Below are 8921 nucleotides of genomic sequence, written 5' to 3'. Positions count from 1 at the left end.
CGCCCCCTCCGTCCTGATCGGCTGGCTGCTCACCGCGGTGGGCCTGGCGGTCGCCGGCCCCGGCCTCACCCACCTGTGCGGCCGTCTCCTGCAGTCCACCCGGCCCGGCGCCCTGCGCCTCCTGGCCGGACGCGTCCTCATGGCCGAGGCCACCCGGATCGGCCGCCCCCTGGGCATCGTCTGCGCGGTGGCCTCCGGCGCCTACGCCATGGCCACCCTGTACGACACGACGGGGCCCGAGGTCGGCCCCCTCACCACCCTCGGACTGCTCCTCGTGACGAGCTGCACGACCGCCACGCTGCTCACCGCCGCCGTGGAGGCCAAGCACGCGCGGTCGGACACCACGGCCGCGCTCGTCCGCCTCGGCGCCCCCGCGACGATGCTCCGCAGCGCGGCGGCCCTGCGCGCCGGCGCCCTGCTGGCCGTCTTCGGCCCGCTGACCCTGGTCGTGGCCGAGCTGGCGGCCCTGCCCCTGACCGGCTGAAGAAAAGTCCCGTGGCAGCGATGAGTTGTGCCGCCGACGCCCGTCTACCCCTGCGTACAGCACGCACCCGATGGGAGAGACTCCGATGACCGCGCCCGCCTACCAGCAGATGATCTTCGTCAACCTGCCCGTGAACGACCTCGACGCCGCCAAGAAGTTCTACACGGGGCTCGGCTACACGCTCAACGAACAGTTCAGCGACGACAAAGCCGCCTCCGTCGTGATCAGCGAGACGATCGTCGTGATGCTGCTCACGAAGCCGTTCTACGCGACCTTCACCCAGAAGGAGATCGCGGACGCCACGAAGACCAGCCAGGTGCTGCTCTGTCTGAGCGCCGAGAGCCGCGCGAAGGTGGACGAGCTGGTCGAGAAGGCGGTGGCCGCGGGCGGCACGGCCAACGACGACGTGCAGGACCAGGGTTTTATGTACGGCCGTTCCTTCAACGACCTGGACGGCCACGGCTGGGAGGTCGTCTGGATGGACCCGGCGGCGATCCAGGGCTGACCCCGGGGCCGGAACGCGGCGTGCGAGCATGGGCGGGTGCAGACGAGCCCCGCCCACGCGGCACACCACGACGACCGTGAGATCGAGACGCTGGAGGAGTTCGACGCGGTCGTACCGGCCCGCGGCACCCTCACCGGTTTCCGGGTCCAGTCCGTCGATCTGACCGACCGGACCAAGGAGTTGCTGGCCACGGACACCTCGGGCGCCGTCTTCCTCGGCTGCCCGATGCGCGAGAGCGCCGCGGAGAAACTCCGCGCGGACGGCGCGCTGGTCTTCCCGCCCGTCCCGCACCTGCCCTTCGACCCGTACCGCGGACTGCTCTACTCCCCCGAGGAGTTGTTCGACGGACTGGAGAAGGGGTACGAGCAGACGCCCGACGCCCTCGCCTACGCCTGGTTCCAGCGGACCAAGGCCGACGGCGACATCTACGCGTCGATGCTCCGCTCCATCCACGACGACGCCGTCTCCGACGCCCTCGACGAACTCCTGCGCGGCACACGGGTCGTGGGGGTGATGGGTGGCCACGCGATGGCCCGCGGCACGCGGGAGTACGCCGGTGCCGCGCGCCTCGGCCGCGAACTGGCCCGCGCCGGACTCACCGTGGCCACCGGCGGCGGGCCGGGCGCGATGGAGGCGGCCAACCTCGGCGCCCACGCGGCCCCCTTCGAGGACGCCATGCTCGACGAGGCGTGCCGACTCCTCGCCAAGGCGCCCTCGTTCACCCCCTCGATCAGCGACTGGGCGCGCGCCGCCTTCGAGGTCCGCGCCCGCTGGCCCCGCGGCGGCCCCTCCGTCGGCATCCCGACCTGGTTCTACGGGCACGAGCCGCCGAACGCCTTCGCCTCGCACATCGCCAAGTACTTCGCCAACGCCACCCGCGAGGACGGCCTGCTCGCCCGCTCCAACGCGGGCGTGGTGTTCCTGCCGGGCGCCGCCGGCACCGTGCAGGAGATCTTCGACAACGCGACGCCCAACTACTACGAGTCGCGCGGCGAACCGACGCCGATGGTGCTCGTGAACCGCGCGCACTGGACGGAGAAGCTGCCCACCTGGCCGCTGCTCCAGGCGCTCGCGCGGGAGCGGCCGATGGAGTCCCGAATAGCCCTCGTTGACCGGATCGAGGAGGCTCCGGAGGCGCTGAAACGTCTCACTGTGTAATAAGAAGGTAAAGCCAACGGATGTAGGGTGCCTGCACGTTGACACTTCTTATGCAGCGCTTATAGACCTGTGAGACTCGTGGGGATGGTGATGACACATCACCATCTCGTCAACCCCCCGCATTTGCGCACCCCGTGAAGGATGAACGTGGCATTCACGCCCATATCCCGCCGCACCTCCCGCGCCGCGCGCTTCCTCGGCGTCGCCGCCGCGTCGACCGCGATCGTGCTCGGTGCCTCCAGCAACGCCCTTGCCTGCAACATCAAGGAGTTCTCCGCCGAGGCCAAGTGTGACGGCGAGAAGGGTGTCATCACCGTCACCGACGTGGACAAGAGCGGTGTCGAGGCCACCGTCTCCGTCTACCTGCAGAACAACGGCGCCGACGCGAAGAAGGTCGGCGAGCAGAAGGTGAAGGGCTCGAAGGCCGGCACCACCATCACCTTCGAGGAGGACTGGGCGCCCAACGCCGAGTACCGCGTCCACGTCGAGGCCCTGCCCTACATCAAGGGCGAGGACATCAAGCCCAACCTGACCACCCCGGCGACCGCCTGCAAGACCGAGGACACGCCGACCCCGACGCCCACGCCGACGCCCACCCCGTCGGACTCCGCCAGCACCCCGGCCGAGGAGACCCCGACTCCGACCCCGTCGGCCTCCGAGGGCACCACCGCCCCGGCGACCGCCGAGAGCAACGCCCCGTCGCCCGCGGCCGGTGACTCCAACCTCGCCGAGACCGGTGCGAACTCCAACACCGGTCTGATCGCCGGGATCGCCATCGCCCTGGTCGCCCTCGGCGGCGGCGCGGTGTTCTTCGGCCTCCGCCGTCGCGGCGCCGGCAGCCGCTGACACCGCACCTGAACGACGTTCGTGGCCCGTCCCCTTCAGGGGGCGGGCCACGACCATGTCCTCACCCGAACGTGGCCCGCTCCAGCCAGAACTCCAGCAACTCCCGCTCCCCGAACACCTCCAGCTCGGGACTGTCCAGCGGCAGGCGGCGGTAGAAGGCGAGCAGCACGGCGTTCAGCGGCCCGCGCAGCGCGACGGTCGCCCTCTCGTGCCCGCGGCGCCAGGCGATGACGTCCTCGGTGAACTCGACGATCCACTCGGCGTTGAGCCGCGGGGTCCCGTCCGTGGCGTGCAGGTGGATGCTGCGGCCCGGCCCGCGCAGCTGCGCCGCCTCGTCGTGGGGCATGGTCCGCTGCACGAACGCGACGATCTGCAGCCACTCGTCGATCGCGTCGGCGGCGACCTCCGGATCGACCTCGTACGGCATGCCGGCAGCGAGCGTGGCGTCGGCACGGTGGATCGTGAGCTCGTGGGTCATCCGGCGGGCCCAGAAGCCCGAGGTGGGAATGCCGGCCCAGGACCACACCGCGGCCTGCGGGCCGGCCGCGCGGAGCGTGGCGACGAGCATCTCGCCGGTCTCGGCGAGCCACGCGTCGAGATCACCGGCGTCGTCGGGCCCCTCCCCCGACGGCACCTGGTCCTCCGGCACTTCCTCCCGCACCCGGGTCCGCACCATCAGCTCCACCCAGCGCAGGGCGCCACCGGTGTGCCGCACCAGCCGCTCCAGCGACCAGTCAGGGCAGGTCGGCACCCTCGCGGACAGATCGGCCCCGGAGGTCACCACGGTCCTCAACAGGCCGACCTGGTGGGCGATCTCGTCGCAGTAGCGGTCGTGCGGAAGCAGCGTCATGCCCCGCACTGTAGGTGTGCCCCGGTCAGCCCAGCACCACGATTTCGGCCGGGTCGAACTCCACCCCGACCGCGTCCCCGACCTCCGGCGCCGCACGCAGCGCACACGCGGCCTCCAGGCGGGGCCCGTCGCCTTCCACGGGGTGCAGCCGGACGGCGACATGCGTGCCCCGGAAGGTGCGCGCGCCGACCGTGCAGCGCAGCCCCTCGTCGGCCGCCACGAGCCGCACTCCCGCGGGCCGCACCAGCAGGCTCCGCACCCCCTGGGCGGCTCCCGGAGGCACCGGCACCTTGCCCCACACGGTGTCCGCCGCCTCCCCCGTCACCGTCCCCTCGACCACGTTCTCGAAGCCGAGGAAGCGGGCGACGAACTCGTCCGCGGGCCGCTGCCACACCTCAAGAGGCGTACCGGACTGGGCGATCCGCCCCGCCCGCATCACCACGACCCGGTCGGCGAGCGCGAAGGCCTCCCCCTGGTCGTGGGTGACCGCGAGCACGGTGGTGCCCAACCGCCCGAACAGTTCCCGCAGTTCGACGACGAGCCGCTCCCGCAGCGACCGGTCCAGCTGCCCGAGCGGCTCGTCGAGCATCAGCAGCCTGGGGCGGGGCGCGAGCGCCCGGGCCAGCGCGACCCGCTGCTGCTCACCGCCGGAGAGCGAGGCGACGGCCCGCCGGGCGGCGCCCGGAAGGCCCACGAGGTCGAGCAACTCCCGCACCCGCTCGTCCTGTTGCTCCTTACCGACGCCGTGCATCCGCAGCCCGAAGGCCACGTTGGCGCCCACGTCCCGCTGCGGGAACAGCTGATGGTCCTGGAACATCAGCCCTACCCCGCGCTGGTGCGCGGGCACCCCGCCCTGGTCGCGCCCGTCGAGCGACACCCGCCCCGCGTCCAGCGGCTGGAGTCCGGCCACCGCCCGCAGGAGGGTCGACTTCCCGCTCCCGCTGGGCCCGAGCACACACACGATCTCGTGCTCGGCGACATCGAGGCCGACCCCGTCGAGCACGGCCCGCCCGCCGAACCGGACCGTCGCGTCCGCGAGGCTCAGCAGCATCAGAACTCCCCGGTCCGGTCGGTCCGCAGCCGTTCGAGCACCAGCAGCGCCACCGCGCACACCACCATCAGGATCGTCGAAAGGGCCATCGCCTGGCCGTAGTTGAGGTCCCCGGCCCGCCCGAGCAGCCGGGCCACCGCGACCGGCAGCGTCGGGTTGTCGGGGCGAGCGATGAACACGGTCGCGCCGAACTCGCCCAGCGACACGGCGAAGGCGAAGCCGGCCGCGATCAGCAGCGCCCTCCGCACCATGGGCAGATCGACCTCCCGCCACACCCGCCAGGGGGAGGCCCCGAGCACGGCCGCGGCCTCCCGCAGCCGGTGGTCGACGGCCCGCAGCACGGGCAGCATGGTCCGGACGACGAACGGCACCCCGACCAGCGCCTGCGCGAGCGGCACCAGGATCCAGGACTGCCTGAGGTCCAGCGGCGGCTCGTCGAGGGAGATCAGGAACCCGAAGCCGACGGTCACCGCGGACACCCCGAGCGGCAGCATCAGCAGCGCGTCGAAGCCCCGTACGATCCGTCCCGCGTCCCGTCGCGCGAGCGCGGCCGCCGCGAGCCCTCCGACCGCCACCGCGATGGCGGTCGCGGCGAGGGCGTACTCCAGGGAGTTCCCGACGGCCTCGATCGGCGCGACGAGGAAGACCCCGCCGTCGTCATGGGTGAGCGCCCGGTAGTACCCGAAGTCGGCGGCGCCGAGCGACCGTTGCACCAGTATCGCGAGCGGCAGCACCAGGAGGACGGCTGCGCAGCCCACGACCCCGGCCAGCAGCCCCCACTCCCCCGCGCCGCGCGGCCGGCGGGCGGTCACGGACGCGTCCACGAGCCGCAGCGCGCTCTCCCGGCGCCGTACGGTCCAGGCGTGCACGGCGAGGACCGCGCCCACGGCGGCGAACTGGATCAGGGTCAGCACGGCGGCCGTGGACAGGTCGAAGATCTCGGAGGTCTGCCGGTAGATCTCGACCTCCAGGGTCGAGAAGGTCGGCCCGCCGAGGATCTGCACGACACCGAAGGAGGTGAACGTGAACAGGAAGACCATCAGCGCGGCGGCGGCCACCGCGGGCGCGAGGGCGGGCAGGGTGACCGTGCGCCAGGCCCTGAGCCGGGACGCGCCCAGCATCCGCGCGGCCTCCTCCTGCCGCGGGTCCAGCTGGGCCCACAGCCCGCCGACGGTCCGTACGACGACGGCGTAGTTGAAGAAGACGTGCGCGAGCAGGATCGCCCACACGGTGGTGTCCAGCCGTACGCCCCACCACTCGTCCAGCAGTCCGCCCCGGCCGACGAGCGCCAGGAAGGCCGTACCGACCACGACCGTCGGGAGCACGAAGGGCACGGTGACCACGGCCCGCAGGACCTGCTTGCCCGGGAAGTCGAAGCGCGCGAAGACGTACGCGCCGGGGAGCGCGATCAGGAGCGTGAGCACGGTGGAGGCGAGCGCCTGCCAGGTGGTGAACCACAGCACGTGCCGGATGTCCGGCTGGGCGAGGACCTCGGTGATCCTGCCGAACCGCCAGGTCCCGCCGGCCTTGAGTCCGCGCGTGACGATCGCGGCGACGGGATAGGCGAAGAAGACGGCGAAGAACGCGACGGGCACGGCCACGAGTCCGAGCCGCGCCGCCGCGTGGGGGAAGGACTTGCGGGGCCTTACTTCAGAACCAGCGAGGTCCATGACTTGACCCAGTCGTCACGGTGGTCGGCGATCTTCGCCGGGTCCATGGTCTCGGGGTCCTTGGCCTGCGGACCGTACGCGGTGAACTCGGCCGGCACCGCGGCCCCCTCGACCACGGGGTAGACGAACATGTTGAGCGGCATGTCCTGCTGGAACTCCTTGGTGAGCAGGAAGTCCAGGAACGCCTTGCCGCCCTTGCTGTTCTTCGCGTTGCTCAGCAGTCCCGCGTACTCGACCTGCCGGAAGCAGGTGCCGTCGGCGACACCGGTGGGCGCGGTCTTCGGCTTCGGGTCGGCGTAGATCACCTCGGCGGGCGGCGAGGAGGCGTACGACACGACGAGCGGCCGGTCCGCCTTGGCCTTCTTGCCGCCGGCCGACCCGGAGAACTCCTCGTTGTAGGCCTGCTCCCAGCCGTCGACGACCTTGACGCCGTTGGCCCTGAGCTTCTTCCAGTACCCCTGCCAGCCGTCGTCCCCGTACTGCGCGGCGGACCCGAGCAGGAAACCGAGGCCCGGCGAGGAGGTGGAGGCGTTCTCGGTGACGAGGAGGTTCTTGTAGGCGGGCTTGACCAGGTCGTCGTACGACGTCGGCGGCTGGAGCTTGTGCTCGGTGAACCAGGCCTTGTCGTAGTTGACGCAGATGTCGCCGGTGTCGATGGGCGTGACTCGGTGCTTGTCCTGGTCGACGCGGTACTCGGCCTTGATGCGGTCGGCGCCCTTCGCCTCGTAGGACCGGAAGAGGCCGTTGTCGAGCGCGCGGGAGAGCAGGGTGTTGTCGACGCCGAAGAAGACGTCGCCCTGCGGGTTGTCCTTGGTGAGGATCGCCTTGTTGACGGCCTGCCCGGCGTCACCGTCCTCCAGGACCTTCACCTTGTACCCGGACTTCTTCTCGAAGTCGGCGAGGACGTTCTTGGAGACGGCCCAGGAGTCGTGGCTGACGAGGGTGACGGTCCTGGATGCGGAGCCGGTGCCGTCGTCGGACGAGGATCCGCACGCGGACAGCGTGACCAGACCGAGGCCGACGACGGCAGCGAAGAACTTCTTGTTGTTCACGGTGATGACCGAACTTCCTACCCAGAATGACCTGGGCGAGGTTCAGAGGGTCTGCGGCCCGATTGCCGCACTCTCAGCGCTGTGGCGCTCCCCTGTCGGATATGAAGATGTACGTACGACCGTCAGACTACCGCTCGGTGGCCGCGAGCTGACCACAGGCCCCGTCGATCTCCTGACCACGGGTGTCCCGGATCGTCACCGGCACACCATGGGCGGCGATGGCCTCGACGAACGCCTTCTCGTCCTCGGGCCGCGAGGCCGTCCACTTCGACCCCGGGGTGGGGTTCAGCGGGATGAGGTTGACGTGCACGGGCTTGCCCTTGAGCAGCCGCCCGAGCCGGTCACCGCGCCAGGCCTGGTCGTTGATGTCCCGGATGAGCGCGTACTCGATGCTGAGCCGCCGCCCGGACTTCTCCACGTACTCGAACCCGGCGTCGAGGACCTCGCGCACCTTCCACCGCGTGTTCACCGGGACGAGGGTGTCGCGCAGCTCGTCGTCGGGGGCGTGCAGGGAGATCGCGAGCCGGCACTTGAAGCCCTCGTCGGCGAACCGGTGGATGGCCGGCACGAGCCCGACGGTCGACACGGTGATGCCGCGCTGCGACAGCCCGAGTCCGTCGGGGGCGGGATCGGTGAGCGCGCGGATGGACTGGGTCACGCGCTTGTAGTTGGCGAGGGGCTCGCCCATCCCCATGAAGACGATGTTGGACAGCCGCGCGGGCCCGCCCGGCACCTCTCCGTCCCGCAGCGCCCGCATCCCGTCGACGATCTGGTGGACGATCTCGGCGGTGGACAGATTCCGGTCCAGCCCCGCCTGTCCCGTCGCACAGAACGGACAGTTCATCCCGCACCCGGCCTGCGAACTGATGCACATGGTCACCCGGTCCGGGTACCGCATCAGCACGGACTCCACGAGCGTCCCGTCGAACAGCCGCCACAGCGTCTTGCGCGTGGTCCCCTGGTCGGTCGACAGATGCCGTACGACGGTCATGAGCTCGGGAAGCAGCGCCTCCTGCAGCTTGCCGCGCGAGCCGGCCGGGATGTCGGTCCACTCCGCCGGGTCGTGCGCGTACCGCGCGAAGTAGTGCTGCGAGAGCTGCTTGGCCCGGAACGGCTTCTCCCCGATCCCGGCCACGACCTCCTTGCGCTCGGCAGGCGTGAGGTCAGCGAGATGCCGCGGCGGCTTCTTGGCTCCGCGGGGGGCGACGAAAGTGAGTTCTCCGGGTGCAGGCATAACCCTTCCAGTGTGGCAGATCAACGGCGGGAGCCCAGGCCGGAGCGGGGTGGGGGTGGTCACCTGTGGGG

The 8921-nt window shown here is 71.1% G+C and carries 9 protein-coding genes and 1 riboswitch; of the genes, 4 read left to right on the top strand and 5 right to left on the bottom strand.

From position 1 onward, the window contains the following. The 4 genes from EHS43_RS28905 to EHS43_RS28890 form a co-directional block, all read left to right on the top strand. The coding region (locus tag EHS43_RS28905) for a hypothetical protein (RefSeq protein ID WP_125193670.1) at positions 1-484 on the top strand (484 nt) is incomplete at its 5' end. An 85-nt stretch (positions 485-569) separates the two neighbouring features. Then, on the top strand, positions 570-989 hold the full coding sequence (locus EHS43_RS28900; protein WP_125193669.1) for a VOC family protein: 420 nt from the start codon (positions 570-572) through the stop codon (positions 987-989). Positions 990-1025: 36 nt separating this feature from the next. Beyond that, positions 1026-2147, top strand: coding sequence for an LOG family protein (locus EHS43_RS28895; protein WP_125193668.1), 1122 nt, complete (start codon positions 1026-1028; stop codon positions 2145-2147). A 147-nt stretch (positions 2148-2294) separates the two neighbouring features. Further along, on the top strand, positions 2295-2993 hold the full coding sequence (locus EHS43_RS28890) for an LAETG motif-containing sortase-dependent surface protein (protein ID WP_260470758.1): 699 nt from the start codon (positions 2295-2297) through the stop codon (positions 2991-2993). 61 nt (positions 2994-3054) lie between these two features. Here the strand turns inward: EHS43_RS28890 and EHS43_RS28885 are convergent, their stop codons facing one another. From EHS43_RS28885 to rlmN, 5 genes are all read right to left on the bottom strand, one after another. Further along, positions 3055-3843: a maleylpyruvate isomerase family mycothiol-dependent enzyme gene (locus EHS43_RS28885; RefSeq protein ID WP_125193666.1), complete on the bottom strand. Its 789-nt coding sequence runs from the start codon at positions 3841-3843 to the stop codon at positions 3055-3057. Positions 3844-3868: 25 nt separating this feature from the next. Continuing rightward, positions 3869-4894 (bottom strand): ABC transporter ATP-binding protein, encoded by a 1026-nt coding sequence (locus EHS43_RS28880; protein WP_125193665.1) that lies wholly within the window; start codon positions 4892-4894, stop codon positions 3869-3871. Next, complete coding sequence (locus tag EHS43_RS28875) at positions 4894-6564, bottom strand: iron ABC transporter permease (RefSeq protein ID WP_125193664.1); 1671 nt, start codon at positions 6562-6564, stop codon at positions 4894-4896. Before EHS43_RS28875 ends, EHS43_RS28880 begins: the two co-directional genes overlap by 1 nt. Continuing rightward, positions 6540-7616: a thiamine ABC transporter substrate binding subunit gene (locus EHS43_RS28870; protein WP_125193663.1), complete on the bottom strand. Its 1077-nt coding sequence runs from the start codon at positions 7614-7616 to the stop codon at positions 6540-6542. The genes EHS43_RS28875 and EHS43_RS28870 overlap by 25 nt, the downstream gene beginning before the upstream one ends. Further along, a riboswitch (TPP riboswitch) is annotated at positions 7613-7720 on the bottom strand. It overlaps the preceding gene by 4 nt. 23 nt (positions 7721-7743) lie before the next feature. Next, a complete protein-coding gene (gene rlmN, locus EHS43_RS28865; RefSeq protein ID WP_125193662.1) occupies positions 7744-8850 on the bottom strand; it encodes a 23S rRNA (adenine(2503)-C(2))-methyltransferase RlmN in 1107 nt (368 codons plus the stop codon). Positions 8851-8921 lie beyond the last annotated feature (71 nt).

This window comes from Streptomyces sp. RP5T, from assembly GCF_003933965.1.
Classification (GTDB): domain Bacteria; phylum Actinomycetota; class Actinomycetes; order Streptomycetales; family Streptomycetaceae; genus Streptomyces.
The sequence above is the reverse complement of the archived record's forward strand: the minus strand, read 5'-3'. Positions and strand labels throughout refer to the sequence as shown.

What these genes read in the sequence shown, in the direction of transcription:
- EHS43_RS28900 (WP_125193669.1), top strand. Translation starts at nt 570, where the DNA reads ATGACCGCGCCCGCCTACCAGCAGATGATCTTCGTCAACCTGCCCGTG.
- EHS43_RS28880 (WP_125193665.1), bottom strand. Translation starts at nt 4,894, where the DNA reads ATGCTGCTGAGCCTCGCGGACGCGACGGTCCGGTTCGGCGGGCGGGCC.
- EHS43_RS28885 (WP_125193666.1), bottom strand. Translation starts at nt 3,843, where the DNA reads ATGACGCTGCTTCCGCACGACCGCTACTGCGACGAGATCGCCCACCAG.
- rlmN (WP_125193662.1), bottom strand. Translation starts at nt 8,850, where the DNA reads ATGCCTGCACCCGGAGAACTCACTTTCGTCGCCCCCCGCGGAGCCAAG.
- EHS43_RS28875 (WP_125193664.1), bottom strand. Translation starts at nt 6,564, where the DNA reads ATGGACCTCGCTGGTTCTGAAGTAAGGCCCCGCAAGTCCTTCCCCCAC.